The organism is Corynebacterium sp. CCM 9203, from assembly GCF_041357675.1.
GTDB lineage: Bacteria > Actinomycetota > Actinomycetes > Mycobacteriales > Mycobacteriaceae > Corynebacterium.
The window spans coordinates 381,115-406,977 of record NZ_JAUERY010000003.1; the positions used below are offsets into that span (position 1 = coordinate 381,115).

Here is a 25,863-nt window from a genome sequence, read left to right on the forward strand (position 1 = left end):
CCGGGGCTCTGGCCCCAATACTGATGGTGTGGTGGGCGATCCGGGTGATTACCCGGGGACGCCGCCCCCGATGTCCTCGTTGTCCACGGGACTCGCACCGTCCACCGGATCCGGCATGGAACGCAGTCTCGGTGTTCCTTCCATCCCCGCCAAACCGTTCCAGCAAAGATTGACGATGTGGGCGGCAACCTCCTCCTTGGTCGGTTCTCGGACGTCCAGCCACCATTGGGCGGTCGTCGAGACCATACCCACCAGAGCCTGACCGTACAACACCGCATAATCCGGATTCAGTCCCGACCGAGTGAAGGCGTTGGCGAGGATGTGCGCAACCTGGCCGACCGCATCATTGAGCATCGTGGAGTAGCTCCGCTCCACTCCGGGGGTCAGGTCGCGTACGAGGATCTGAAAACCGTCGGTGTGCTCCTCCACATAACTGAACAGGGCGAGCACCACCCGCTCGATCCTTTCCCGCGACCGGCCGGTGGACAATGCGCCGGTGATCAGGGCTTCCAACCGCAGCATCTCTCTATCCACTACAACCGCGTAGAGTCCCTCCTTTCCCCCGAAGTGTTCATACACCACCGGCTTGGACACCGCGGCACGTGCAGCGATCTCCTCCACGCTGGTCGCTTCGAAGCCCCGCTCGGCGAAAACCTCCCGGCCGACGCTGATCAACTGTTCGCGTCTCTGTTTGCCGGTCATGCGCTGTCTCACCATGTAGATGATCCTACCGCCCCTCCCGAGTCGAAAGACCGCCCTCCCATACGGTAGAGTTCCAACTGCTGCGGATCTTTTCCGGGCGTTTCCCCGTGGTGTAATTGGCAACACTCTGGTTTTTGGTACCAGCTTTCCAGGTTCGAGTCCTGGCGGGGAAGCTTTTTTGACTGATGAATCCCGCTCGGGAGACAGCGCAGGAAACGGGGCTGCGGGCCTCGGCGAAACATCCGCCACACGAAGTGACCGGATGAGCCCCCGCTGGTCCGGTAGCGTGGGGTGGAGAGACAGCTTCCTCCTCATGATCGGAGACAAATGACCGAGACCCCCAATGATGGTGTCGCAGTCATCATCCTCGCCGCCGGAGCCGGCACCAGGATGAAGTCCGCAACGCCGAAGATGCTTCACCGAGTCGCTGGACGCACCATGCTCGCCCACGCCCTACATGCGGCGGCGGGCCTGCGACCGGCCGACATCATCACGGTCGTCGGACATCAACGGGACAAAGTGATTCCAGCGGTGTCGGAGGAGGTGCCCGCACTCCAAGCAAGATTCGGCACCACATCCGTCGGCATCGCGCACCAGGAAGAACAGAACGGCACGGGACACGCCGTCGCCTGCGGGCTCGAAGAGCTCTCCTCCAGTTTCACCGGCACCGTCGTCGTCACCACATCCGATGTGCCGATGATCAATTCAGTGACCCTGCGCGCACTCGTCGATGAGCACAACACCAAACCTAGGGCCGCAGTCACCGTCCTCACCGCCACCGTCGACGATCCGACGGGGTACGGCAGAATCGTGCGTACCCCGGATGGTGAGGTCACCCGGATCGTCGAGCAGAAGGACGCCACCGAAGACGAGCTTGAGATCACCGAGATCAACTCCGGCGTCTACGCATTCGACGCGGAGCTGCTGCGCACCGCTGTGACCCAGCTAGACACCGACAATGCGCAGGGGGAATTCTATCTCACCGATGTCATCGGTATCGCGCGGGACAATGACCGATCCGTTCGGGGACACCGTCTCGATGATCCGTCGATCATCGCCGGTGTCAATGACCGGGTGCAGCTCGCAGCCATCAGTGCCGAATTCAACCGTCGCCTTTGTGAGGAGGCGATGCGCGACGGCGCGACCATCGTCGATCCAGCCTCTACTTTCATTGACGTAGATGTTCAGATCGGCCGCGACGTCACCATCGAACCGGGCACACAGCTACGCGGTAAGACGGTCATCGGGGATAACTGCACCATAGGACCGGACACGACTCTCACCGACATGATCGTGGGCGAGGGGGCGTCCGTCATCCGCACCCACGGATCGGATTCCATCATCGGGCCACGCGCCGCCGTCGGCCCGTTCACCTACATTCGCCCCGGGACACACCTCGGTGAAGAGGGCAAGCTCGGAGGTTTCGTCGAAACCAAGAAGGCAACCATCGGGCGTGGTTCCAAAGTTCCGCACCTCACCTATGTGGGGGACGCGACGATAGGCGAGGAATCGAACATCGGTGCCTCCAGCGTCTTCGTCAACTACGACGGCGTGAACAAACACCACACCACCATCGGCAGTCACGTCCGCACCGGCAGTGACACGATGTTCATAGCCCCCGTGACCGTCGGTGACGGGGCATACTCCGGGGCAGGTACAGTAATCAAGGATGACGTCCCACCCGGGGCATTGGCCGTCTCCGGCGGGCGGCAACGCAACATCGAAGGTTGGGTGCAGCGCCGTCGGCCCGGTACTCCGGCCGCGGACGCCGCCGCACGCGCAGCAGCGCAGCCCAGGGTCAACAATCAGGAAGGCGAAGCAGAATAGACATGTCTGCCCAGTGGATCGACAACCAGAAGAACCTCATGCTGTTCAGCGGCCGGGGCAACCCGGCGCTCGGTGAGGCGGTGGCCCGGGAGCTGGGAGTCAAGCTCACCCCAACCACAGCGCGCGACTTCGCCAACGGAGAAATTTTCGTTCGCTTCGAAGAGTCTGTCCGAGGCTGTGACGCCTTCGTTTTGCAGTCACACACCCAACCGCTGAACAAGTGGCTGATGGAACAACTCATCATGATCGACGCGCTCAAGCGTGGCTCCGCGAAGCGCATCACCGCGATCCTGCCGTTCTACCCCTACGCCCGCCAGGACAAGAAGCACCGCGGTCGCGAGCCAATCTCCGCCCGGCTCGTAGCGGACATGCTCAAAACCGCCGGGGCGGACCGCATCGTTTCCGTGGACCTGCACACGGACCAGATCCAGGGTTTCTTCGATGGCCCCGTCGACCACATGCACGCCATGCCAATCCTCACCGAGCACATCAAGAAGAACTACAGCCTGGAGAACATCTGTGTCGTGTCCCCCGATGCCGGCCGAGTGAAGGTCGCCGAGAAATGGGCGAACACACTGGGCGGTGCGCCGATGGCGTTCGTCCACAAGACCCGCAGCGTCGATGTTGCCAACCAGGTCACCGCGAACCGTGTCGTCGGTGATGTCGCAGGCCGCACCTGTGTGCTGCTGGACGACATGATCGATACCGGCGGCACCATATCCGGTGCCGTCGGGGTCCTGCGTGAGGCCGGTGCCGGCGACGTCATCATCGCCACCACGCACGGTGTGTTCTCCGGTCCCGCCCGCGAACGGCTGTCCCGCTGTGGTGCCCGCGAAGTCATTGCGACTGACACACTTCCCCAGAACACGGATGGCTGGGACAACCTCACGGTTCTATCCATCGCCCCACTGCTGGCGAAGACGATCCACGAGATCTTCGAGAACGGATCAGTGACCACCCTCTTCGAGGGCCAGGCCTGATACCGCGAACGCGAACAGCCCCGCGCTGCGGCACATTGTGCCCGGTTCCGGGGGCGTGGTACTGTCATGAACGTCTCGGCGAGGGCTGATCCCCAGGATCGGCCGTTATCGACGCGATGTGACGCATGAAGCGCCCCCTCCGCATGCGGAGGACGGACAGCCTGCGATGACTCGACGAGAACCCGGGTCCCGCAGGCTTTTGTTGTGTCTACCCGGGACCAGACCTCACTGTCCAACCAACGCACCAGGAGAACATCATGGCCATCAACAAGGCTACCCCGCTCGAAGCTGCACCCCGTACCGAGTTCGGCAAGGGTGCAGCGCGTCGCGCCCGCCGCGACGGTCTGATCCCCGTCGTGATCTACAGCAAGACCCTCGATGAGCCCCTGCACGTCACCGTCGACCGCCTTGACTTCACCGCGATCATCCGTAACCACGGCGTCAACGCCGTCGTCGATGTCGACATCGAGGGCGAAAAGCAGCTCGCTATCGTCAAGCACCTCGACCAGAATGTCCTGACCTTCAACATCGACCACGTCGATCTCCTCGCAATTTCCCGCGGAGAGAAGATCGAGGTCGAAGTTCCGGTTGTCCACACCGGTGAGCCCGCTCCAGGAGCCATGGTTATCCAGGACGCCGATGTCCTCGCTGTCGAGGCACCTGTGCTCTCCATTCCGGAAGAGTTCGAGATCGACATCGAGGGGCTGGAGATCGGTACTCAGATCACTGCCGCCGACGTCAAGCTGGACGAGGGCATCACCTTGGTCTCCGATCCCGAGATGCTCATCATCAACATCGTTGAACCCGAGGAAGAAGAACTGCCGGAGCCCGGTGAAGAAGGCGAAGGCGATGCTGAAGGCGAGTCCGTCGAAGCCACCGAAGAGGGCCCGACTAACGACAGCGAGTAATTCCTCGCGCTGTGGGTGGTATCCCCCGCCCAAGGAAGACACCCGTTCCGGACCCGGCCCGCTCATGTGGTGCGGGATCCGGAACGGGTGTCTTCGATTATGGGATTCTCCGTTCGGTCAGTGCCAGGGCAGTGTGCGACAATATTCGGCGTGAATTCACCTGACGCCGCTTCACAGAACACCGCGCCCTCCCCCACCGGGCCACTGCTTGTTGTCGGGTTGGGAAACCCCGGGCCAAAGTACGCGGCCACCCGGCACAATATCGGATTTATGGTTGTTGATGAGCTTGCAGAGCGGGTGACGCCCTCTCCCGCAAACTTCAGCGTGCACAAGCGCTCGAACGCCGAGATCGCTCAGATTCGCATCGGGGAGCGATCGGTGATCCTGGCGAAACCGCGCAGCTTCATGAATCTGTCGGGAGGTCCTGTCAAGGCTCTCGCCTCATACTTCGGGGTGTGCCCGGCCAATATCGTCATCATCCACGATGAACTGGACCTCGATCCCGGCGTCGTCCGGCTCAAACTCGGCGGTGGGGAGAACGGTCACAATGGTCTGAAGTCCACCAGTAAGTCATTGGGGACCAGGGACTATGTCCGGGTCCGTATGGGCATCGGGCGTCCCCCGGGGCGCATGGATCCAGCAGACTATGTTCTGCGGCCGATTCCACAGTCCGAGTGTGCGGCTCTTGCGATCCAGTGCGCGGACGCAGCCGACGCGGTGGAACTCATCGCAATCCGTGGCCTGGGGATCGCACAAAACGAGATCCACTCACGCTGATTCCCACGCGGGGCCGAGTGGATTACTGAGGCTCCCGACTCCCGCCACCATTCCCTTGGATCGTCGCACGAGAATCAACTTCAACGTCCTCGACCTCCGGCAGCGTGGTCAGCTCCAGGATAAGGGTGTCCATCGCATCCCGTGACAGTGATTCAGTGGACCGGACCACCATCACCAGCTCTCCGACTCCGGACTGGGTGATCTCAGTTTCACCGATTCCTGCTCTCCTCGCCGCCGCAGCGATGAGAGCTCTGCGGGCGTCCTGATCAAGGGTGTCGGCGGACTCCGGGGAGAAGTAGACGATCACGCCGTCAGCGCTGGCGGGAGCTGGATCATTCTGGGTCGGTGCATCCGTCGGGGACATCTCCGCCTGCTTGCCTGTCGTCGGGATCGCAATTTCCGGGGACTGACCTGAACTGCAGCCGGCGCTGAGCGTCAACACAATTATCGCCGCTGCGACAGTGCCGAGACGATGGGCTGTGGCGGGGCACGGGAACATGGTTGTTACCTCCAGAAGTTACCTAGCCCGTAACGGTCGAGCCAGAGGATCATCCGTAACCATTCTTCATACGTCATTGGACGGCGGTTGTCCCGGTCCGGAGTCGGGGCGGGTTCCGGGGCGGTGGCTTCCACTTCCTCGGGTTCAACCGGTTCAACCGGTTCAACCGGTTCCTCAACCTCACCGATGACGGCCTCAGCATCAATTAGCCCGGCTCCACAGCCGAGGGGGCAGGAGCGCGGCATGGGACGGGCAGTGTCCTTGATACGCTCCTTGATCTCAGCGGGGGTGAGCTCGGGCTCGGATTTACGCAGTAGCGCGGCGACACCTGAAACCAGCGGAGTGGCCATCGAGGTCCCCTCGTAGAACGCGTAGTTGGGACGCCCCGGGGACCGTTTTCCGTTGTTCAGGGTGGATAGCACACCGGCACCGTTGGACATGTCTCCACCCGGTGCGGTGATGTCGATGGTCTCACCGTAGTTGGAGTAGACCGCCAGCGCCCCCTGATCACCCGACGCGGCAACGGTGATGACGTTGTCGCAGTTCGCAGGCTGCACCCGGCTGGCGTTGATCGCATCGTTTCCGGCAGCGACAACGACGGTGGCACCGTTATCGACTGCGGTGTTGATCGCACGCTGGTACGTACGTGAGCAGCGGCCCGCTCCACCGAGGGAGAGATTGATGACGTCAGCGGGGTTGGTGTTGGCCGGAACCCCCTTGACCTCTCCTCCAGACGCCCAAATGATGGCATCAGCGATATCTGAGGTGACACCACCGCATTTGCCTAGGGCACGGACTGGGAGCAACTGTACCCCGGGGGCTGTCCCCGCGATACCGATACCGTTGTTGGTCGCGGCTCCGATCGTTCCGGCGACGTGGGTGCCGTGCCATGATGAGTCCGCTCCCTGGGGATTGCCGCATTCGCCCCGGTTGAACCAGTCCCCGTTGTCGTAGGGGTCTGCGTCGCGTCCGTCTCCGTCTCGGGATACGGATGGAGAGGAAATGAAGTCGTATCCGTCGATGACCTGATCGTCCAGATCAGGGTGCGGAAGAATGCCCGAGTCCACGACCGCGACGACAATGTCTTCCGCATCGGGAGCGTTCTTCCAGGCACCGTCAATGCGGGCACCATTGGTGCCGTGGATCGGCCACTGGCGGTCATAGTATCTGTCGTTCGGGGTGGAGAAGATTGTCATCCGTGCGTCAGGTTCGACATATTCGACCTTGTCACTGGAGCGAATCGTCTCCATGAAGTCTTCGGCCTCCGCTTCAGTGAGCTTTCGCTCGGTGGAGACCACGACGGCGCCGGTGGCGGTCTCTGCGACCTCAGATGCCCCCGTGTCGACTACTGCCTGTGTATGTCCGAATGCGCCCACCCGGGCGGTGTCGGCGATCACCTCGTCGATGTCAGTGCGTTCTCCGTCGTGGAATCCGACGATGAAGCGGTCGAAACCTTCTGCATCGGGTTCCGCTTCGATGTGCGGGGCCAATCGAGACCCTGATCGCACACTGTTGATGGACGTATCCAGACCTGCGTCTTCCGCTCCCGCAGGAGCCACGGTGACGAGGCAGGCTGAGGCGACCACTGCAGTAGTTGCCAGTGCTGTACGCGATACCCGCCTGAGGGGTGAGCTGCCGGAAGCGCGGCGTTCCACGCTTCCGGGGATCTGAAGAACACTCATACGGTGGACCTTTCTGTCAGTTCGTGGCGAGGAGTCCCACGCCACGAAGGTGTACTGGGAATACCAAACGTACTCGGAGCACCCCCACCCCAAAAGGGGCTAAACCATAGATCCCCACATCTTTTTGACCACCCCCACTGCTGCACCCGAAAGTAACCCCCAGGTCTCCGCGCCACACAGATACTATCTTAAAGTTTCCTAATTTTATTTACGCGCGGACGGTGACTACACCTGCACCGATGGTGATGCTTCAACAAAAAAGAACCGAACACCGGACACCCGTTCTCAGGATTCCCACTGTGACAGCCACCCCTCAAAGACACCGACACCACCCCCGACGATCGCATCCGATCCCCGAAAAATCACCGCTGAGATTCCGGAGAGCAATCGCTGATGAAACAGCGCAACCCCCGTTCAGCACCACTTCCCCACCCCACGACACAAAACACCGCATCATGGCACGCCAAGCCTGCCAACAACCACCGGGAAGTCCAATCAGCGGACCCGAGCCTTGGCCCAGGCTTTCTCCAACGCCAAATCATCCAGGTCGAAGGCACACGTCTTCTCCAGGCGTTTGAGCACGACAGGACACAGCTTGCACCGCCGCCGGGAGCGGCAACATTTCTTCTTTCCGCCCTTGGCGGCCTTCCGCCGCATCTTCGCCATGTCCACATTTCCGAGCGTATAACCACCGGAGCCCTCTGACACCTCAAGCACCGGCTTCCGACAGAAGATCACCCCCATAAAAAGTCATGACCTACCCCAAGGCAGGCCACGACCAACGACAGCCTAGAGTTCGTCGATCTCCCGACGGCGTGGCAGAACGATCGGGCGGGCTTGGGCAATCTCCTCCACGATCCGGATGACCTGACTGGAGTATCCAAATTCGTTGTCGTACCAGACATAGAGAACCAGGTGATTTTCCTGCGCGATGGTAGCCAGACCATCAACGATGCCCGCCTGGGTCGTTCCGACAAAGTCCGTGGAGACGACTTCCGGGGACTTGATGTACCCGATCTGCTGGCGAAGCACCGATTTCAGGGAGACATCACGGAGATAGGCGTTCACCTCATCGACGGTCGTTTCCTTGTCCAGGGTCAGGTTGAGTACCGCCATAGACACATCCGGGGTGGGGACGCGGATCGCATTGCCGGTGAGCTTTCCCCCGAGTTCCGGCAATGCCTTAGCCACCGCTTTCGCGGCCCCGGTTTCCGTGAGCACCATATTCAGCGTCGCGGCCCGGCCACGTCGTTCACCCTTGTGAAAGTTGTCGATGAGGTTCTGGTCGTTGGTGAACGAGTGGACCGTCTCCACGTGGCCGAAACGCACTCCGTAGCGATCGTTGATGACTTTGAGCACAGGCGTGATCGCGTTGGTGGTGCAGCTCGCCGCAGACAGAATCCGGTCAGAATCCTCGATGTCGAAGTGATTGATCCCGTAGACGATATTTTTCAGCTCCCCCTTCCCCGGGGCGGTCAACAGAACACGGGACACCCCCTTCGACTTCAGGTGCTGTTCCAGCCCCGCACGGTCCCGCCAACGCCCGGTATTGTCCACGACGACAGCATCGTCAATGCCGTACTCGGTGTAGTCGATGCTCGCAGGATCTGAGGAGTAAATCACCTGGATCGGCGTACCATTCGCCCAGATGACGTTCTTTTCCCGGTCAATGCTGATGGTGCCATCGAACTGACCGTGAACGGAGTCACGCCGAAGCAGAGAGGCCCGCTTTTCAAGGTCGATGTCACCGTTCCTCCGGACGACCACTGCACGGAGTCGTACACCGAGACCACGGCCCTCACGGGCGATGAGAATGCGAGCCAGGAGACGTCCGATGCGGCCGAACCCGTAGAGTACGACATCGGTCTCGGGGGTCGCTTCTGCGGTGCCGATGACCTCAGCGAGCTCCTTCTCGAGGAATCCCCTGAGATCGTCGGACCTTTCCTCCCGAAAGCGGGTGGCCAGACGTCCGATGTCGATGGACGCTGTTCCAAGGTCCATCTCAACGAGCTCCCGCACGATGGGCAGGGTCGCGGAGAGCGACATCTCCCGCTCCGTGATCCGGCGTGCGAAGCGGTGCGACTTCACGATGTCGATGGCGGTGACGTTCTCCAAGAGCCGCCCGTAGATCGAAGTAACCACATTGCGCTCCCGGTGCAATTTCCCGAGGAGCGGAACCATCTCTTCCGCCAGTGCGAGACGCTCATGGAAATTACGGTGCGTAGCAATCGAATCCGTCATGGAAATGAAGTGTCCTCTTTCGGGTCGGACCTGAACCGGATAACCGGAAAGTTGATTGTTCAGGGGGTGAAAAACCTTCGGCCAAGCAAGATAACAACACCGTGCAGACCAAAGTTGTGGATCTACCTCCTACCCTAATGCCCCCGAGAAGATAGTCACCAGCCAACCATCCCCGGGAACATGGCAACCTCACACAAAAGCCCCTCACCCACCCCTGAATACACCCACCCCCACCACACCCCATGAATGACTCCGAAGCGCCAGACGAGGAGAACACACTGTGACCAAGGCAATCATCTAGCAATAATCCGAGTTCACAGGCCTGGAATTCATGAAAAAGGACACCCACAACATCCCCCCCGGCCGTCCGTACATGCACCCCGGGAGCAAATTAAGGAAAGATAACCAAGGTTAGACTTCCCTTCCATACAGAGTGGGCATCACCTCCGGCTAGACCCCCGATGACCACCCCCTCACGTTTTCAAGGATGTGTTCCCTGGTGAGTAATTCACTACGTCGCTTCACGCGCCTGAGCCTGGCTGCGACTGTCTCCATATCGCTCATGATCCCTCTGTCCACGGCGGCGTACGCCGGCGTGGATTCGACACTCGGTATCACCGCCCGGGACGACGTCGACTCGACCTCGACAGCAGACACCTTCGCCCTGTCCTGGGCCATCCGGGATTCCTTCGACAACTATGTCAGCGGTGCCACCAACATCATCGACGGTGCACGGCAGGACGGTGAGACCTTCCTGTGGCCCTACCGTTCCACCACAACCACCCCAGAGGGAGCCGTCAGCATTCAGTACGGCGGAACCGTCAACTACATGCTCCACTGCAGTGGCGACACTCCCGTGCGCGGAGAATGCCAACTGGATGTCACCATCGCCGATCCCCGAGTCGTCATCGACCCAAATACCGGCAAGGGAACGCTGTACGCTCTGGTCAACTACGTCCGCTACAGTGACGGCTCATGGTCTGAAGAGAAGGAGGTCCCCTTCGGGAAGTTGGACGTCTCATCCGGCCGCTACAACACTGCCAACGGCGTGACCACCTGGAAGAACATCGGCGCCGAGCTCACTAAGGCGGGACACGACGTTTTCTCCAACTTCTACGACAACAACCCCTACCTGAACTCATTGACGTTCAGTTACCCCGGCGAATCCGGATTGTCAGGTTCTTCCGGTGATTCCGATGCGGACGGCTGGTACCAGCTCGCCGACGCACGGATCATCGACACAGAGCCTCGTATGCAGATGGGAGGGGCCGTCCGGCTGCACGAGATGTCGAACGGCGATCTTCTCTACATCAATCGCCCTTACGAGGGAAGCACTGTGGCGGTCGTACCGCGTTCGCTCCAGGGGGCTGTCGCGCTACCCCGGCTGAACATGCTCAACAGCGCCGAATCCTCATTCGATCCCACGACTGACACCCTGACATGGATCGAACCTCCGACCTCCGAGGGCGACTTCACCGTGAAGTCCGCACACGTGACCCGCGAGGGTTTTGATGGAGAAAAGATCCTGTTCACGGCGAACGGGGTCCCGACCGCCCTGACACGCTCCTTCGACGGCAGTCGGACTGCCCTGATCTACCTGGAGAATCCGCCGACCGGCGCCCCCTGGAACTATCTGCGTGGCGCCACGTTCGTGGAGATCACCCCGGACGGGGAATCGGCGAGCACCCCACTCCCGGCGACCTCGGACCTCTATCCCGATGTCCTGATCGATGAGGATCACCTGTCGAACGAAACTTTCGGAAATCCCTACGGTTTCAGCGACAATGACGGTCTCCGTGCTCTCTCCGACGGAACGTACATCTACGTCAACGACTACAACCTCACCGTCACAGGCGGGGAGCGTCGTCCTGCGCTCCCCGTACACATCACCCCAGCCGCCGATAAGAAGGCAACACTGATCGAGGCGTTCGCACCAGCGAACCCCCTTGCCGCCCACGGCTACCACGGAGTCGCTACCAACGGCTCACGTATAGCGATTTACAGTGACCGCCAGAACAATAACACCTACGCGTTCCTCGACTACACCGACGGCGAGTTCACACTGCTGTATTGGGCGGACCACCCCTACGAGGCACCCGGGCCGTACAGTGCCATCTCATCGGTCGTCTTCGACGATGACAGCAACGCCATCATCGCCACCGGTCTGAACAAACTCTTCCTCGTCGACCCGAACAACGGCGAAGTCATCAAGGAATCCACACTGGCCGGAAAGACGAAGGGAACGAACAGCCACTATCCGGAGCTGATGGTGCGCAGCGGCGATGAACTGTTCATCGCCGACCGCCGCGAGGTCGACTACGTCGACTACGCCGGCGTCCAGCGCCTGACGCTCCCCGATGGAGCGGGCCAGCGCGACGAAAGCATCCAGCCGGTCCGCATGGGCAAGTCGTCTGCAACGCCGACCGCTGACACCGTCGAGCTCACCTACCCGGCAACCACGGTGAAGGCCGGCGAAGAAGTGACCCTCACTCCGGCGGTCACCGGAGAAACGCCCACGAAGGTCACGTACTCACTGAAGCAGTCCGTAGCAGGGATGTCAGTGCACCCCTCGACGGGAATCGTCACCTACGCCGCCCCGGCGAACGCACCCGCAGGTACAGTCACTGCACAGGTCGTCGCGACGTACTCCGACGCCTCCATCGACACCGCACCTGTGACCATCACCGTCACCGCCGCAGAAAAGACCCCCGAAAGCAGCTCCGTGGGATCCGTGTTCACCACACGATTCACCCACATCCTGGCACTGTTCGCCGCACTCGCGGGCGGTATCGGGTGGCTCATCCACACTGGCGTCTTTGCGCCTCTTCAGCACATGCTCGCGAACGGTTTGTTCCACTTCAACCGCTAGCACACCAACCAATGCTGCGTTGCTGACAACAGGTCGGGTCGCCATGTGGCCCGACCTGTCACGCTCATGCGATACCTGCCAACCTGCGCAGAATGTCTGCCGCCGGACCGGAACAAATGTATGAGACGCCTGTACCCACCCACGCCGCCACAAGGTCGTGGTCTCCATGTCGCGCAGCGGCGGAGCGCACCGGGCCCATCACTGCATTGACGTACGGATACACGGCAGGGGCATCAACCTGCTCCGTCATGAATCTGGTACGCACACCCCGGGCAGGTCGTCCCGAGTAGGCCCGCGTCACAGCCGTGTCGAGGTTCCTCCCCTCACATCTGACGAGATGTCCCGGTGAGCCTGCGAGGTTCCGGCCTCATCCGCCAGGAGGAAAGCACTCCCACACGACGCTGCACAGACCCCCGGCCACCGTAACGCTGCGGCGATCTCGGCCGACGTCCCCAATCCCCCGGCGACGATGAGGGGGAGATCCACCGCAGCGCTGATCTCCAGAGAAAGAATCTCCAACGGAATCCCGGAGGGGTTCTCCCCCACGGTCTGAGTCGCCCGGTGTCCCCCGGCACCGGGTCCTTGGACCACGATGGCGTCAACGCCGACGGACGCCGCCAGGAGCGCAGCAGAAGTATCAGCGACCGTCGCCCACACCTCGATTCCGTGATCGTGGAGCCGTGTGACCTCTGAGTCATTCCAGACCCCGAACGTACACGAGACAACGGTCGGCCCGTACCCTCCGATCCGTGCCGCACAGATCGCGTCCAACTTGGCGGAGAAGGCATCAGTCGGGTCCACGCTGTCGAGCTGCTTGATGAGATCTGACGGCGCGATCTCGTACCTTTCGAGAGAAGGCGCCAACCGTTCCACATAAGCGCGCACGGCATCGAGTTCCGACGGTAACGCGGTTGGCTGCGGATAAAACAGGTTTACCCCGTACACCGTACCGCGCACATCACGCATCTGACCGTCAAGCTGCGCCGCACTAAGATAACCGCCAGCAAGAAATCCGAGGGACCCAACGGCAGACGCGGCGTCGACAAGCGCAGGGGTCGACGGGCCACCCGCCATAGGTGCGACAAGGACCGGTAGCGGGAGAGTACGGATGATACTCATTGCGCCGAGAATAACGGAGGCCGGAGCATGGCGTACCCTGACGGGAGTCAACAATTCCACCCCGTCCGGCCGTTTGTCTGAAAGTTGCACCGAAACATGAGCGAGAACACCCCCCACAACGATCCGGCGACCGAGGCAACCCGCCGCCGCACCTTTGCGGTAATCGCCCACCCAGACGCCGGTAAATCCACCCTGACAGAAGCCCTGGCACTGCACGCGCACGTCATCAGCGAGGCCGGTGCCGTCCACGGCAAGGCTGGACGGAAAGCCACCGTCTCGGACTGGATGGAGATGGAGAAGGACCGGGGCATTTCCATCGCATCCTCGGCGTTGCAGTTCGAATACGCTCCCGCCGGTCACGAAGGCGAGCCGTACATGATCAACCTCGTCGACACACCCGGACACTCCGACTTCTCCGAGGACACCTATCGGGTGCTTACTGCCGTCGACGCCGCCGTCATGCTCATCGACGGCGCCAAGGGCCTCGAACCGCAGACGTTGAAGCTGTTCCGCGTGTGCAAGGCCCGCGGCCTGCCGATCGTCACGGTGGTCAACAAATGGGACCGGCCGGGTAAGTCGCCGCTGGAACTGATGGACGAGATCGTCTCCGAGATTGGGCTTCAGCCCACTCCCCTGTTCTGGCCCGTCGGTGAGGCCGGCGACTTCCGAGGACTCGCCCGGCTGGACACCGACGGAGAGATCGAGGAGTACATCCACTTCATTCGCACCGCTGGTGGTTCCACCATCGCCCCAGAGCAGCATTTCACCCCGGACGAGGCCGCCGAGAAGGAAGATACCGCCTGGGAGACCGCCGTCGAAGAGGTCGAGCTGATGACCGCAGACGGTGCGGTCCATGAGCAGGACATGTTCCTCGACTGCACCACTTCACCCGTGATCTTCGCCTCCGCGATGCTCAACTTCGGCGTCCACCAGATCCTCGACGCACTCTGCGAGCTGGCACCAGGCCCCGCCCCCAGGCACACCGATCCGAAGGTGCTGGAGGCCGCATCCGCCGCGATCGACGAGTCCCGGGCACCGGGCGACGAGTTCTCCGGTGTGGTGTTCAAGGTGCAGGCAGGCATGGACCGAAACCACCGCGACTCCCTGGCCTTCATGCGGGTCGTCTCGGGCGAATTCTCCCGTGGTATGCAGGTCACCCACGCGCAGAGCGGCCGCAGCTTCTCCACCAAGTACGCGCTCACCGTCTTCGGCCGGACCCGTTCCACTGTCGAGGCCGCCTACCCGGGCGACATCGTCGGTCTGGTCAATGCCGGATCGCTCGCCCCTGGCGACACCATCTATGCGGGCCGAAAGGTCCAGTTCCCACCAATGCCGCAGTTCGCTCCCGAGCACTTCCGTACACTGCGGGCGAAGTCGCTCGGCAAGTACAAGCAGTTCCGCAAGGCACTCGAACAGCTCGACTCAGAGGGGGTCGTGCAGGTGCTCAAGAACGATGCTCGTGGTGACGCCGCACCGGTCATGGCGGCCGTCGGACCGATGCAGTTCGAGGTGATGCAGGCCCGGATGCTCGCCGAATACAACGTGGAAACCGTCACCGACGCCGTGCCCTACACGGTAGCCCGGCGCACCGATGCAGAAACCGTGCCCGCCCTGGCGAAACAGCGTGGCGTCGAGGTCTTCACCCGCACCGACGGCGAACTGATCGCCCTGTTCGGAGACAAGTGGCGGCTCCAGTTCATCGAGAAGGAACACCCCGAGTTCACGCTCGAAGCGCTCGTTGCGGATTGACCCTCCGTAGGGTCGTAGACTGGAAGCATGACCGGAATCCGTGAGGCGAAGAAGGCCGCCACCCGGGCGGCACTCGCCCGGTGCAGCGCCGAACTCGCCTACGAGCGCGGTGTGGAGGGGATGACTGTCGCGGCCATCACCGAGGCTGCGGGTGTCTCACAGCGGACGTTCCACAACTACTTCGATTCCCGTGATCACGCACTTCTCTCGTTCATCGAGTCCAGTATGGAGCAAGTGGGGGTCAGATTGGCGGCCCTCGCGGTGGACAGTGATCCGCTCACCGCGGTAGAGCAACTCATCACCGAGGAAGTGGCCTCCAGTGTGGCCGGGGTCGATTCGTTCTTCGCCCTCGACAGGCTGATCCGGGCGCTGTTGTCAACGGGCCCTCCGGAGCACGGTGAACACCAGCTTGCCGTGCTCCGGGACGCGGTGGACCGGATTCTCACCGATTACCTCGGCCTAACCGAATTCGAGGACATTGTGGCGGTTCAAGCGACCCTCCACTCCGGATTTGTCGCCTTGGTCTACCACGAGGTCGAGACACGGCACGGACGCGAGGTCGATGATCCGCTCACTCTCCTTCGGCGGGCCTTCGCCGTCGTTCGTGGCAGCGTTGACAGCGGGCACTAGCCGGAGGTCATCTGACGCTGGGGACGTTGAGTTCCTCCGTCACGAGCGCGACCACCGTTGCCCCCTCGATCCCCTGGCAGCGTGCACGGGCGATCAGAACCGCCAGTTCCTCAGCCAACTGTTTCTCCGCGCCGGGGACAGGTGTGTCCGGGCACAGAACGACGCTACCGAAGCGATGACTCGTCGCGATGATTCCCTCCTCCTGGAGCAGATCATAGGCTTTCTTCACCGTCGCGGGATTGATGTCCAGAGCAGCGGCGACCGCCCTCACAGAATCCAGGTGTTCCCCGGGAACGGTCTCACCCCTGGCGATAGACCGGACGATACCGTCATGGAGCTGCATGAAAATCGGGACTCTGGAGAGCGGGTCGAGACGGATATCCATCTGGGTGAGGTCCTCCACTGATACGGAAACAACTGCACGGGTCAGGGTAATACACCAGTGAATATCGAGGCACTCCGGGACAAGCCGTTAGAGTGGAACCACCCCTTGTCGAAGGAGCACGGACACCATGTCTCATCCCACGCCCCGGTCACTCGCGGAGATCGTCACCGACGGTGCCATCGCCCGAGCCGATGCTGATGCCGCGTTCGCAGCGTTCCTGGGGAGGTGCGAGGGAGTCGAGTTCAACCGTGACGGTGAACGAATGCAGGTGCGGTTCCACCGCCAGAGCCGGAGCGACGTAGACGCCTCGGGAGCCGTCGTCGCGGAGATCCATGCCGGGGAATGGACCTGGTGCAGTGACGTCGCAACCGACGCCGCAGCCCGGTTCGGTATCTCGGAATTGACTGGCACACAACCTGCCGGTGATTCTCTCTTCGCCGCAGCCCGCACGATCCACGGTTGCAGGCCCGGCTTCCTCGCACCGATGCCCGGAGGAGAAACCGCGGTCGTGTGCCTCGATCCACCGCTGCCCCTCGGGGACACCCGCACCGCACTGATCACCGCGGCCGCCACACCGGGAATCCTCGATGATCTCCCGCGCGCATTGTCTGGATTTGCCGCGATTCGGGGTCTGGATGTCCGGGTCGAGAGTGGGATATGGTCCTTCTCCGACGGTACCTCGGTGCGGGTGCGCAACGGGCGGCTGCACGACATCATCGGTGGCTTGGACATCGATCAGATTCGGTCAGATGCAGTCCTAACCTCCTCTGAATCACAGATGTACCTGGATGCTGTTCTACCCGGCGCGGTGTCCACCGCAGACCCCCTGCGGGGCCTCATCACCCTACGTACACCGGACGGCACCGAGACGAGTGTCAAGGGGGTCGTTCTGGCAACCATCACCAACGACACCTGGACCTGGGGGTGGGCGGACCCCTACATCAGCTCCGCACCGGGTACTGCCCCATGCCATCTAATCCGGGAGTTCGGCCGCAGGCAAGGCATCCCCGTATTCATCTCGCCCACGGTCCCACTGCCCCTCGCCCGGGACCTAGATCTCGTCTCTGCGTCGAAGCCTGTACTCGGTCGGTGGTACCACACCACCGTGAACCTCAACCCGGAGACCTGGGCGATCATGATCTTCGCTGATGATTCCCTCGTGCTTCCTCCTTCGACGATCCATACGGTGTCCGCTGTCATTGACACCATCATCGATGATCGGATGCCCGATCGGATCAGTGCCCAACGAGCGGTAGAGGCTTACTCGCGGTTCCGTGGCCTGGGCCATGAAATTCAGACAGGTCCCCCGCCCTCACTGCTGTTGAACACGGTTGACGGCACAGTGAACGTGCATTTCTCAACCGATGACCGGGTGGTGCGCATCGGCATCGACTGAGCCGCTAGGCTGTTGTTTGTTCTCAGGGCGGGGTGAAAGTCCCCACCGGCGGTGACACCTTCACGGTGCAGCCCGCGAGCGCCACCACACGGATCTTTCCGGGTAGTGGGTCAGCAGATCCGGCGTGATTCCGGAGCCGACGGTCATAGTCCGGATGAGAGAGAACCTGCACGTCCGGTGTACCCGGACGTCGGTGACCCGTTTCCACGGTGATCCCGGCGTGCACCGCACCGGAGCGGTCTTTCAGCCCCGAGGATCCATGTCCACACCCCTCTTTTACACCAGGGAGAACCATGAATCCTTTCACCAATCTACTCGACGCCACGATCTCCATTGGCGGCGTCCCCATCCTCTGGCGCGAGATCATCGGCAACGCCTTCGGTCTCGCCAGCGCGTACGGCGGGATGAAACGCGTCGTCTGGGCATGGCCCATTGGCATCGTCGGTAACCTGCTCCTGTTCACCGTGTTCCTTGGCGGGGTGTTCAACACCCCTCAGGCGCTGGACCTCTACGGTCAAGCCGGTCGCCAGGTAATGTTCCTCGTCGTCTCCGTCTACGGCTGGTACCAGTGGTCCCAGGCGCGGAAGCGGGGCCTACGGGAATCTGCGGAAACCGACCCATCCAGGTCCATCGTCACCGAGCCCCACGAGGACACGGCAGCGGTCCAACCCCGCTGGGCCACAGGGCGGGAGCGCCTCGGGATGGTCGTCGCCGGCGTCGTCGGCACCATCGGTTTCGCGATGGTCTTCTCGGCGCTTGGATCCTGGGGGCCGTGGGCCGATGCCTGGATCTTCACCGGTTCCGTGCTCGCGACTTACGGGATGGCCCGAGGGTGGACCGAGTTCTGGCTCATCTGGATCGGCGTCGACATCGTCGGTGTCCCCCTGCTCCTCGCCGCCGGCTACTACCCCTCCGCAGTCTTGTACATCGTGTATGGGGTATTCGTGATCTGGGGATTCACCGTCTGGATGACGGTGCACAAGCAGTCGGAGATAGCCGCTGCCCCGGACCTGAGTCCCGCAACCGCCTGACCAGTACCCGGTCAATGGAGAATGTCCGAAAACCGCAGGTGCGCGGACACTCCGCACGGTCAGGGCAGTCTTCTCATTCCTGGCTACGTGTCAGGATCGTCCGGTAGAAGTCGACATCGACATCCCGCGTGTCGGACGGGTCGAAGGTTGGATTCCTGTCTTTATCCACCAATACAGCGCGGACTCCCTCTGCGAAATCGTGTTTCCTCCGGAGCACGCTCCCCACCGCATACTCGTTCTCGAGGGCGTGCGCGATGTCCCGTACCGTGCGGTTAGCCGCGTAGAGTTCGGCCGCCGCAACGACGGAAGTGGGGCTGGATTTAGCCATCAGTTCCCGGACCCGGGCCACGAAACCGGCATTGTGGTGGGAGTTCAGCGCTCGGTCGATGTCCGCCCAGGATTCATGTCCGAAGGTAGCCCGGATGTCGGGGAGCAGGCCCTCAAGTTCCCCGGCATCCACGGAGTCGACAGAGCGTGAGTACTGTTCGAGCGCATCATCGAGGGACTCGGCGATGACAGTGTCGATAAACCGGTCAACATCCTCCGATGCGATGAGATCCGTGGCGAGACCGGACCAGAGCATGTCTGCGGGTGTCAGACGCCATCCAGTGATCCCGAGGAATGTGGCGAGCTCCGGTATCGCCTCCCCAATCTCCCCGACCATGCGCTGCATCATCCAGGTTGTGCCGACATCGGGAATGAACCCGATGGCCATCTCCGGCATCGCGGCAAACGCCCTCTCGGTGATCACCCGGTGGGAACCGTGTACTGATACTCCGAGACCACCGCCCATAGCAACGCCGTCGATGACCGCGACAACGGTCTTCGGGAACTCATCGAGTTGCCGGTTCATCTCGTACTCGGCACGGAAGAACCGATCACCCGAGTCGAAGTCCCCCGTCAGCGCTTCCTCACGGCACGTACGGACGTCTCCCCCCGCACAGAAACCACGGTCGGAGGAAGAACAGATGACGACGCGGTGCACGGAATCATCGTTACGCCACGTCTCCAGGGCGTCCGAGATGATGTCCACCATCTCATGATTGAGGGAGTTCAGGGCCTTCGGCCGATTCAGTTCGAGCACACCGGTGGTGTGTCGGACGAAAGCGTTGACGAGGTTCTGTGTGGGACGCTCTTTCATGCCTGAAGTGTCCCACACCACCCCACCACTCCGCCACGGTTTCGGATCGAGATCGCGAAACAAATGCCCGGGAATCAGCCACACAAGGGGGTATTACGCCTTCTTACGCCCCGCCTTCTTGTTCCCCGTTTTGCCCTTCCGTCCGGTTTTCTTTCCCGACGTCCTGGAACCAACCCCGGCATTCCCTTTCTCCGTGAGTTCCAACTCCGCGGCCACATCGGGAACATAGCGGAAATCGCTCCGTGGCGGACGCTCATAATCGTTCGTGGACTGGGGACGCTTCGGGATCTCGGGAAGTTCACGGTCGATTTTCTCGTAGGGGATCGTCGACAGCAGGTGGCTGATGACGTTGATCCGAGACCGTTTCTTGTCCTCGCTCTCCACCGTGTACCAGGGAGCAGACGGGATGTCGGTATGGATGAACATCTCATCTTTCGCCCGGGAGTAGTCCTCCCATCGAGTGATCGACTGCAGATCCATCGGCGAGAGCTTCCAGCGGCGCAGCGGGTCCTCGCGGCGGGAGGTGAAGCGCTTCACCTGCTCCTCATCCGAGACACTGAACCAATACTTCCGCAACATGATCCCGTCCTCGACGAGCAGTCGCTCGAAAATGGGCGCCTGATGGAGGAACCGGCGATACTCCTGCGAAGTGCAGAACCCCATCACCCGCTCCACTCCCGCGCGGTTATACCAGGACCGGTCAAAGATCACGATTTCACCAGCGGTGGGCAACCGCTCGACGTACCTCTGGAAATACCACTGCCCCTGCTCCCGGGAGCTCGGTGCAGGGAGCGCCTCAATGCGGCAGGTACGGGGATTGAGATACTGGGTGATCCGCTTGATCGCGGAACCCTTTCCGGCGGCGTCGCGTCCCTCCATGATGACGACGACCCTGGCCCCGGTCTCCACCACCCACTGCTGCATATCGACGAGCTCCGCCTGAAGCCTCTTCAGCTCCGATTCGTAGTGCTTCTTGGACAGCTTCGGCGGTTTCTTGGATTCCTTTTTACCCATGTTGACCAGCCTACCCTCGACAGGTAGGCACGGTCAGAGGTTCGATGACCCACGGGTCAAACCCATGGCACAATCATCAGTCGACGCTGAACTCAGCCATCCGATCCCACTCGGTCTTCCCTTCAATGAGGGTGTTGATGATCCTCGGGGTCTCCGCGAGAATGGTCGGGAACAGTTCACATGCCTGTTTGAAGTGCTCAGAATTCACGTGCGCCTCAGCCGCGTCATCCTTAAACCCCTCCACGAGAACGTACTCGTTCGAGTCGTCGGTGGAACGGAACCAGTCGAAGAAGAGGCAACCGTCTTCAGCACGGGTCGCTTCAGTGAACGGTGCAACCTTTTCCCGGAACGACTCGGCGTGCTCAGGCTTAACGTTGAAACGGACGTTGATCAGAATCATGGCGTCGATTCTAGCGCAGCGTCATTGTCACATCAGTGTAGTTTCCGGAGTTCTCCGGGAAACCGTTCCCACGAACTCGTATTAATCTGAAACCTGCGGACAAAGGCTCTCGCTGGAGTGAGGTCGTTCATCAAGCAGGGTGGCACGAACTGGCAGATCTAGTCGTGCGCGCGTGCTTTCGAGCGCCTGACAGAGGTCCTCACGTCCGCCCAATACAGGGAGATAGACAACAAAGTACTCGGGCACCTCATCGTCACCCCCCAGAGACCCGCACGTGGTGGAAGAGGTGTAGGTCGCCCCAAGCATGCGGCTTGTCGCCATTCCGGCATCCTCGACAGTGGCATAGTCCCCGAGAAGCAGAACCCCCGATCCGTCGCAGTCAGGCGTCGAGTATGAGATTCGGCGTTCCTCCGACGATGGGAATACCTTCTCAGAGTCCGTTGCCGACACCCGCTGTTCGATCGATCTCCCCTCATGCACATCTGAGTTCATCATGTCGGTTCCTACGAAGACACCGAACGCGGCCAGTGACAGCAGAAGCATGAGGGAGCAGAGCGAGTACAGATTCCCCGGGCAGCTTTTCCCGTTCAAATCCGAGACATGGGGGGCATCCCGGATTTCCTCGGAGCTCACCCGGGCACCACCTTTCACCGCCTCCACATTTGCTAAAACCTTTCGGCTTTTAGCCTTCTCTTATGCAGGCGTCAGTTTATCGCATCCCGGCGCTGATGCAGAGTTTCGTTACACCTCCCCCCAATACGGGGGTAACGCCGTTAGCCCTCCAGTGCTTCCCCAAGCTCCATCCACATGCTCTCCAACTCCGAGATCTCCTCTTCAAGCGCCACCTGACGGGCGTTCAGCTCAACAAGACGTGGCTGGTCAAGCAGCTCCGCAGCCTCCGCCATCTCGATCGCCAACGAAGATTGCCTGGACTGGAGCTTGCCCATCTTCCGCTCGATCGCCCGCATCTCCTTCGTCAGACGCTGCTCCTCAGCCGCCGACAATTTCCGCTCCCCGGAGTCTCCACCAGAGCTCTCCATCTGTGAATCACCCAGGTTGTTGGCTGAACCGAGATCCAATACCCCACCACCGTTCCGGGCTTCCGACCGTGCACGGCGTTCGAGATACTCCTCGATCCCACCGGGTAAGTTCGTGAGTTGCCCGTCCCCGAACAATGCCCATGTGCTGTCACAGACCCGCTCGATCAGGTAACGGTCGTGAGAGATCACGACGAGGGTTCCGGGCCAGCCATCGAGAAGTGACTCCAGCTCCTGCAAGGTGTCGATGTCAAGATCGTTGGTGGGCTCATCCAATAGAAGTACGTTCGGCTCAGCCATGAGCACACGCGTCAACTGCAGACGGCGCCGTTCCCCACCCGACAGATCACCGACAGGGGTGCGCTGGCGTTTCGCCGAGAATCCGAGCCTTTCGGCGAGCTGTGAGGCACTCAGTTCACGTTTACCTAGTTGTACGTAACTCGCCACATCCTCCACAGCGTCAAGGAGTCGCTGCCTCGGATCAAGATCATCCAGTTCCTGGCGCAACCATCCGAGCCTAACCGTCTTTCCCTCGACACGTCGACCGGCTGCCAGTTCATGTTCTCCGGCGATGGTTCGGAGCAGGGTCGTCTTCCCGGAACCATTGACTCCGACCAAGCCGATACGTTCACCGGGATTTAATCGCCAGGTGAGATCACGAACCAACTCTCTTCCATCGGGGGTTGTGATGGTGGCATCCTCGAGTTCGATGACCACACGCCCCTGACGTTTCCGGGAGAAGGCCATGAGCTCGACGGTGTCCCGGGGAGCCGGAACGTTACTAATCAACGCTTCCGCAGCCTCGATCCGGTACCGGGGTTTCGAGGTCCGGGCCGGTGCCCCCCGCCGTAGCCAGGCCAATTCCTTGCGGGCGAGATTCTGCCGCCGCTGTTCGATCGCGTCGGCTTGCCGGGTTCGCTCGGCCCTCGCAAACATCCAGTCGTTGTAGCCACCCTCGTAGGCATCGACGACGCCGTCATGCACCTCCCAAGTTCGGGTCGCCACGGTGTCAAGGAACCACCGGTCGTGGGTCACCACAACGAGAGCACATCGGCGGGCAACGAGATGGGCAGCGAGCCACTGAACGCCTTCGATATCGAGATGGTTGGTCGGCTCGTCGAGAATCAGCAGATCCAGATCCCGGACCATAGCGGCCGCGAGATTCGTGCGACGCCGTTCACCCCCGGACAACTGGCCCACAGGTGTCTCCAGGCCAAGATCGACGATTCCCAGGCCCCCGAGCACTTCCCGGACCCGTGCCTGAGAGGCCCACTCGTAGGTGTCGAGGCCGAGAGGCCGCAGTACGACATCCGCGACGGTGTCAGTGTCAGTCAGGTTCGCACGCTGAGTGACCACGGCCATCCGAAGATCACCCATGTGCGAGACTCTGCCGGTGTCCGGAGGTTCCACACCCGCGAGAATCTCGAGCAGTGTAGTCTTTCCCCCGCCGTTGAGACCGACGACGCCGATGCGGTCACCCGTCTGGACACCGATACTCACGGATTCGAGCAACGGTTTCAGACCGAAGGTCTTGGACACATTTTCCAGGTTGATCAGATTGGCCACAGCCATTTAACCTTTCATCGTCAAACGAGTTCGGCCCCGGGAGCGGGTCCGGTGGTAGTGACCGTTCGGATGACGGCACCCCCCTGAGCCGCCAAGTCTGCTGCAACACAGCGGGCCGATTCCGGATCCGCGCACAGGAAGACACAGGTCGGCCCGGAACCTGAAACCAGGCCCGCGAGTGCGCCGGATCGCACACCAGCCGCAAGGACCGACGCCAGCTCGGGTTTCAGCATAGTCGCGGCAAGCTGAAGATCGTTGACCAGGTGCGTAGCGACCTCTGTGACGTCACCGGCTGCAAGTGCCGACCGAAGTGCATCCGGGGCAAGCACCGTTCTCGGCGCAAACCCGTCTGCGCGCAATTGATCGAGGGTGGAGAATACACGCGGCGTCGGCAGCCCCCCACGGATGAATGCAAGCACCCAATTCACCCTCGCAGTGGTGCTCACCACCTCAAGTAGTTCCCCCCTACCGGTACCGATGCGAGTACCGCCAAGCAGGGTGAACGGCACATCCGAACCAAGTTGGGTTGCGAGATCCAGCAGCCTGTCAGCGCCCGGGGTCGGAAGACCATGCTCCCGCAGGACCGCAGCGGTACCGATCAACGCTGCGGCGGCGTCCGCGGAGCCACCCGCCATCCCGCCTGCCGTCGGAATACGCTTATCGATGTGTATCCGTATTCCCGGGAGTTCGGCGGCAGGATCCAGCGTCAGCACATCCGCAAAAACAGCCTGGGCAGCGCGCCAGGCAAGATTCCTCTCATCCCCGGGCACCTCTCCGGCGTCGAGTCCACTGACACTCAGCCCACACACCCCCGACACGCCTTCCACAGATTCGACGGTGACCAGGTCATGGAGAGCAAGGGACTGGAAGACGGTGGTGAGCTCGTGGTAACCATCGGCACGTAGATCCCCGACCCCGAGGTGCAGATTGATCTTGGCGTGACCCGCTACAACGACGCGAGTCACCCGCCCACTCCCGCGAGCCGCACGAAATCAGCGACACCGAGCCTCTCACCGCGGAGCCCCGGATCGATCCCCGCCGCAATCAACGCGGCCTCAGCATCAGGACCGGAACCATAGTACCCGGACAACGCAGCGCGAAGCGTCTTTCGCCGCTGTGCGAAAGCCGCGTCGACGAGCGGGAAAACCTCACGTCGAGCTTCTGCGGTGACCGGCCAAGGTTCAGCTCCCACCGGAAAACGATCAACACGGACGAGTCCTGAGTCGATCTTCGGAGCTGGCCAGAAAACATTGGTACCTATGGCCCCGGCTCGCCGTACCGAACCATAGAAGGATGCCTTGACGCTGGGGACACCGTAGATCTTCGATCCGGGCCCCGCCGCCAACCTGTCAGCAACCTCCGACTGGACCATCACAAGCACCCGGGTAATCGACGGGAACTCAGCGAGCAGATGCAGGAGCACCGGAACAGAGACGTTGTAGGGAAGGTTCGCCACGAGCGCTGTCGGCTCGGGAGCCCCCGCTCCCGACAGGTCCACTGGGCGCACGGTGAGCGCATCCTGCAGTAGCAGGACCAGCTTGCCCGAGTGCTCAGACGACCGCTCCGAAACAGTTCTCCGAAGGCGTCCCGCCAGTCGGGGGTCGATCTCAACTGCGGTCACGGATGCAACCGTGTCGAGAAGCGCGAGAGTGAGGGAACCGAGCCCTGGCCCCACCTCGATCACATGATCGGATTCAGTCACACCTGCGGCGGCAACGATACGGCGTACCGTGTTCGGATCATGAACGAAGTTCTGCCCAAGTTTCTTCGTGGGGGTCAGTCCCAGTTCATCAGCCAGTTGCCGAATCTCCGCCGGGCCGAGGAGCGAGGAGCGGCGGGGCGGGGCGGGATCATTGTCCGGGGATATATCCATCGTATTGCTCAATCTACCGCAGCTTGAGAGCGGGACC

24 protein-coding genes, 1 tRNA gene and 1 riboswitch are annotated in these 25,863 nt (G+C 61.6%); of the genes, 10 read left to right on the forward strand and 15 right to left on the reverse strand.

The window, feature by feature from the left end; all coding sequences use genetic code 11:
- Positions 1-48: 48 nt before the first annotated feature.
- Positions 49-717, reverse strand: coding sequence for a TetR family transcriptional regulator (locus QWU44_RS08445; RefSeq protein WP_370915234.1), 669 nt, complete (start codon positions 715-717; stop codon positions 49-51).
- Positions 718-803: 86 nt separating this feature from the next.
- On the opposite strand from QWU44_RS08445, the gene QWU44_RS08450 reads away from it, so the two are divergent.
- The 5 genes from QWU44_RS08450 (at position 804) to pth (ending at position 5,194) form a co-directional block, all read left to right on the forward strand.
- Positions 804-875 (forward strand) — tRNA-Gln (locus tag QWU44_RS08450).
- A 154-nt stretch (positions 876-1,029) separates the two neighbouring features.
- Complete coding sequence (glmU, locus tag QWU44_RS08455; protein WP_370915235.1) at positions 1,030-2,529, forward strand: bifunctional UDP-N-acetylglucosamine diphosphorylase/glucosamine-1-phosphate N-acetyltransferase GlmU; 1,500 nt, start codon at positions 1,030-1,032, stop codon at positions 2,527-2,529.
- Between the two features lie 2 nt (positions 2,530-2,531).
- Positions 2,532-3,509 (forward strand): ribose-phosphate diphosphokinase, encoded by a 978-nt coding sequence (locus QWU44_RS08460; RefSeq protein ID WP_200251108.1) that lies wholly within the window; start codon positions 2,532-2,534, stop codon positions 3,507-3,509.
- A gap of 257 nt (positions 3,510-3,766) precedes the next feature.
- Positions 3,767-4,417, forward strand: coding sequence for a 50S ribosomal protein L25/general stress protein Ctc (locus QWU44_RS08465; protein WP_370915236.1), 651 nt, complete (start codon positions 3,767-3,769; stop codon positions 4,415-4,417).
- A gap of 150 nt (positions 4,418-4,567) precedes the next feature.
- On the forward strand, positions 4,568-5,194 hold the full coding sequence (gene pth, locus QWU44_RS08470; protein WP_370915237.1) for an aminoacyl-tRNA hydrolase: 627 nt from the start codon (positions 4,568-4,570) through the stop codon (positions 5,192-5,194).
- Between the two features lie 22 nt (positions 5,195-5,216).
- Here the strand turns inward: pth and QWU44_RS08475 are convergent, their stop codons facing one another.
- From QWU44_RS08475 to QWU44_RS08490, 4 genes are all read right to left on the reverse strand, one after another.
- The gene (locus QWU44_RS08475) at positions 5,217-5,693 is read right to left on the reverse strand and encodes a hypothetical protein (protein WP_370915238.1); all 477 of its coding nucleotides are present in this window, start codon (positions 5,691-5,693) and stop codon (positions 5,217-5,219) included.
- Positions 5,694-5,698: 5 nt separating this feature from the next.
- The gene (locus QWU44_RS08480; protein ID WP_370915239.1) at positions 5,699-7,375 is read right to left on the reverse strand and encodes a S8 family peptidase; all 1,677 of its coding nucleotides are present in this window, start codon (positions 7,373-7,375) and stop codon (positions 5,699-5,701) included.
- A 495-nt stretch (positions 7,376-7,870) separates the two neighbouring features.
- Positions 7,871-8,047 carry a hypothetical protein gene (locus QWU44_RS08485; RefSeq protein ID WP_370915373.1) on the reverse strand — a complete coding sequence of 59 codons (177 nt, stop codon included), beginning with the start codon at positions 8,045-8,047 and terminating at the stop codon, positions 7,871-7,873.
- Between the two features lie 117 nt (positions 8,048-8,164).
- A complete protein-coding gene (locus tag QWU44_RS08490) occupies positions 8,165-9,616 on the reverse strand; it encodes a glyceraldehyde-3-phosphate dehydrogenase (protein ID WP_370915240.1) in 1,452 nt (483 codons plus the stop codon).
- A gap of 499 nt (positions 9,617-10,115) precedes the next feature.
- On the opposite strand from QWU44_RS08490, the gene QWU44_RS08495 reads away from it, so the two are divergent.
- The gene (locus QWU44_RS08495; protein ID WP_370915241.1) at positions 10,116-12,485 is read left to right on the forward strand and encodes an HtaA domain-containing protein; all 2,370 of its coding nucleotides are present in this window, start codon (positions 10,116-10,118) and stop codon (positions 12,483-12,485) included.
- 64 nt (positions 12,486-12,549) lie between these two features.
- Here QWU44_RS08495 and QWU44_RS08500 read toward each other — a convergent pair whose 3' ends face one another.
- Both QWU44_RS08500 and QWU44_RS08505 read right to left on the reverse strand, forming a co-directional pair.
- Complete coding sequence (locus tag QWU44_RS08500) at positions 12,550-12,750, reverse strand: hypothetical protein (protein ID WP_370915242.1); 201 nt, start codon at positions 12,748-12,750, stop codon at positions 12,550-12,552.
- A 32-nt stretch (positions 12,751-12,782) separates the two neighbouring features.
- Positions 12,783-13,604, reverse strand: a complete 822-nt coding sequence (locus tag QWU44_RS08505) for a nitronate monooxygenase (RefSeq protein ID WP_370915243.1) — start codon at positions 13,602-13,604, stop codon at positions 12,783-12,785.
- A 96-nt stretch (positions 13,605-13,700) separates the two neighbouring features.
- On the opposite strand from QWU44_RS08505, the gene QWU44_RS08510 reads away from it, so the two are divergent.
- Together QWU44_RS08510 and QWU44_RS08515 are read left to right on the forward strand one after the other, a co-directional pair.
- Positions 13,701-15,353, forward strand: a complete 1,653-nt coding sequence (locus QWU44_RS08510; protein WP_370915244.1) for a peptide chain release factor 3 — start codon at positions 13,701-13,703, stop codon at positions 15,351-15,353.
- A 27-nt stretch (positions 15,354-15,380) separates the two neighbouring features.
- Positions 15,381-15,983: a TetR/AcrR family transcriptional regulator gene (locus tag QWU44_RS08515; RefSeq protein ID WP_370915245.1), complete on the forward strand. Its 603-nt coding sequence runs from the start codon at positions 15,381-15,383 to the stop codon at positions 15,981-15,983.
- Between the two features lie 7 nt (positions 15,984-15,990).
- Here QWU44_RS08515 and QWU44_RS08520 read toward each other — a convergent pair whose 3' ends face one another.
- Positions 15,991-16,368 carry a GntR family transcriptional regulator gene (locus QWU44_RS08520; protein WP_370915246.1) on the reverse strand — a complete coding sequence of 126 codons (378 nt, stop codon included), beginning with the start codon at positions 16,366-16,368 and terminating at the stop codon, positions 15,991-15,993.
- 127 nt (positions 16,369-16,495) lie between these two features.
- Here QWU44_RS08520 and QWU44_RS08525 point away from each other — a divergent pair, with 127 nt between their 5' ends.
- Both QWU44_RS08525 and QWU44_RS08530 read left to right on the forward strand, forming a co-directional pair.
- Positions 16,496-17,764, forward strand: coding sequence for a DUF6882 domain-containing protein (locus QWU44_RS08525; RefSeq protein WP_370915247.1), 1,269 nt, complete (start codon positions 16,496-16,498; stop codon positions 17,762-17,764).
- 14 nt (positions 17,765-17,778) lie between these two features.
- Positions 17,779-17,934, forward strand: a riboswitch (FMN riboswitch).
- A gap of 123 nt (positions 17,935-18,057) precedes the next feature.
- Complete coding sequence (locus tag QWU44_RS08530; protein WP_370915248.1) at positions 18,058-18,795, forward strand: nicotinamide riboside transporter PnuC; 738 nt, start codon at positions 18,058-18,060, stop codon at positions 18,793-18,795.
- Positions 18,796-18,868: 73 nt separating this feature from the next.
- On the opposite strand, the gene QWU44_RS08535 is transcribed toward QWU44_RS08530, so the two are convergent.
- The 7 genes from QWU44_RS08535 to rsmA form a co-directional block, all read right to left on the reverse strand.
- Positions 18,869-19,936 (reverse strand): enoyl-CoA hydratase/isomerase family protein, encoded by a 1,068-nt coding sequence (locus tag QWU44_RS08535; protein WP_370915249.1) that lies wholly within the window; start codon positions 19,934-19,936, stop codon positions 18,869-18,871.
- A gap of 93 nt (positions 19,937-20,029) precedes the next feature.
- Positions 20,030-20,950: a polyphosphate kinase 2 gene (gene ppk2 / locus QWU44_RS08540; protein WP_370915250.1), complete on the reverse strand. Its 921-nt coding sequence runs from the start codon at positions 20,948-20,950 to the stop codon at positions 20,030-20,032.
- A gap of 76 nt (positions 20,951-21,026) precedes the next feature.
- Positions 21,027-21,350, reverse strand: a complete 324-nt coding sequence (locus QWU44_RS08545) for a putative quinol monooxygenase (protein WP_370915251.1) — start codon at positions 21,348-21,350, stop codon at positions 21,027-21,029.
- Between the two features lie 81 nt (positions 21,351-21,431).
- On the reverse strand, positions 21,432-21,983 hold the full coding sequence (locus tag QWU44_RS08550) for a hypothetical protein (protein ID WP_370915252.1): 552 nt from the start codon (positions 21,981-21,983) through the stop codon (positions 21,432-21,434).
- A 140-nt stretch (positions 21,984-22,123) separates the two neighbouring features.
- On the reverse strand, positions 22,124-23,953 hold the full coding sequence (locus tag QWU44_RS08555) for an ABC-F family ATP-binding cassette domain-containing protein (protein ID WP_370915253.1): 1,830 nt from the start codon (positions 23,951-23,953) through the stop codon (positions 22,124-22,126).
- Between the two features lie 20 nt (positions 23,954-23,973).
- Positions 23,974-24,918, reverse strand: a complete 945-nt coding sequence (locus tag QWU44_RS08560; RefSeq protein ID WP_370915254.1) for a 4-(cytidine 5'-diphospho)-2-C-methyl-D-erythritol kinase — start codon at positions 24,916-24,918, stop codon at positions 23,974-23,976.
- Positions 24,915-25,826, reverse strand: coding sequence for a 16S rRNA (adenine(1518)-N(6)/adenine(1519)-N(6))-dimethyltransferase RsmA (gene rsmA / locus QWU44_RS08565; protein WP_370915255.1), 912 nt, complete (start codon positions 25,824-25,826; stop codon positions 24,915-24,917). The genes QWU44_RS08560 and rsmA overlap by 4 nt, the downstream gene beginning before the upstream one ends.
- Positions 25,827-25,863: the final 37 nt, after the last annotated feature.